Annotated in this window: 1 protein-coding gene and 1 pseudogene; one reads left to right on the top strand and one right to left on the bottom strand. The window is 68.6% G+C overall.

Translation table 11 applies throughout. The annotated features are described in order from the left end of the window. Positions 1 to 198 (bottom strand): annotated as a pseudogene (locus tag DVH02_RS36210) (protease); the annotation flags it as partial. A gap of 286 nt (positions 199 to 484) precedes the next feature. Here DVH02_RS36210 and DVH02_RS18180 point away from each other — a divergent pair. After that, a complete protein-coding gene (locus DVH02_RS18180) occupies positions 485 to 1,294 on the top strand; it encodes a glycerophosphodiester phosphodiesterase (RefSeq protein WP_114624872.1) in 810 nt (269 codons plus the stop codon). Positions 1,295 to 1,364: the final 70 nt, after the last annotated feature.

Raw genomic sequence — 1,364 nt, 5'->3', positions numbered from 1 at the left:
AGCAGCACGATCAGCCGTACGCTCCGTCGCCTCCGGGGCGTACGGCTGATCGTGCTGCTGGTGCTGCTGCTGCTGATCGTGCTGCTCGGACGCGGCCTCACTCGGAGCGGACGCGGCTGTGCCCCCAGGAGTGGCATCCGGCACGGGAGGTACGGACGGGGCGGCGGGGACCGCGTTGCCCTCGTTCTCGGTGCTCACAGCTCTTTCTCCTCGGTTCCACATCAGTCTTCGGCAAGAGTTCCGCTGTTCGGCTGTCGCACTGTGCAGGTGTCGCGGTACAAGTGTCCAGCAAGTCTCTGCGGTCAGCTTTTCCCACAGCGCGTCAGGCCACTGTAAGCAGGAGCTGTGTGTCTGGCCCGTCAGTCTTTATTTACGGACATACCACCCGCACCCCGCGCCGACCGGCTGATGAACGCCCACCGTTCACCCGTCCATCCCTCACTTGTCCCACTCGCCTACCCCGTCACGATGACACCATGGCGCGGTGACTCAAGCACGACAGCGCAGCATCCAGGTCATCGCCCATCGCGGAGCGTCGGAGGACGCACCCGAGCACACCCTGGCCGCGTATATGAAAGCCATCGAGGACGGCGCCGACGCGCTTGAGTGCGACGTACGGCTCACGGCCGACGGCCATCTGGTCTGCGTCCACGACCGGCGGGTGAACCGCACCTCCAATGGACGCGGCGCCGTCTCCGCCCTGGAGCTGGCCGATCTCGCGGCGCTCGACTTCGGCTCCTGGAAGGACAGCGAGGAGAGTCCGGACTGGCGGGATCCCGAGTTCACCTCCGTACTGACGCTGGAACGGCTGCTCGAACTCGTCGCGGACGCCGGCCGCCCCGTCCAGCTCGCCATCGAGACCAAACACCCCACCTGCTGGGCCGGTCAGGTGGAGGAGCGGCTGGTGCAGCTGCTGCGGCGCTTCGGCCTGGACGCGCCACCGGCGCACGCCCCTGAGGAGTCGCCCGTACGGATCATGAGTTTCTCCGCGCGCTCACTGCACCGGATCGCCTCCGCCGCGCCCCAGCTGCCGACCGTCTACCTGATGCAGTTCGTCTCACCCCGCGTGCGCGACGGCAGGCTGCCCGCAGGCGCGCAGATCGCGGGCCCCGGGATCCGGATCGTCCGGAACCAGCCCGGCTACATCGCCCGGCTGCACCGAGCGGGCCGCCGGGTCCACGTCTGGACGGTGAACGAGCCGGAGGACGTCGACCTCTGCGTCCGGCTCGGCGTGGACGCGATCATCACCAACCGGCCCAAACAGGTTCTCACCCAGCTCGGCCGCACTGTCTGACCTCGGCCCACGCCCTCCGGTGCGCTGTCGCGGACGGTAGCGAGAGGTGCACCGGAGGGCGTGGGCCGAG

The organism is Streptomyces corynorhini, assembly GCF_003346515.1.
GTDB lineage: Bacteria > Actinomycetota > Actinomycetes > Streptomycetales > Streptomycetaceae > Streptomyces > Streptomyces corynorhini.
The sequence above is the reverse complement of the archived record's forward strand: the minus strand, read 5'-3'. Positions and strand labels throughout refer to the sequence as shown.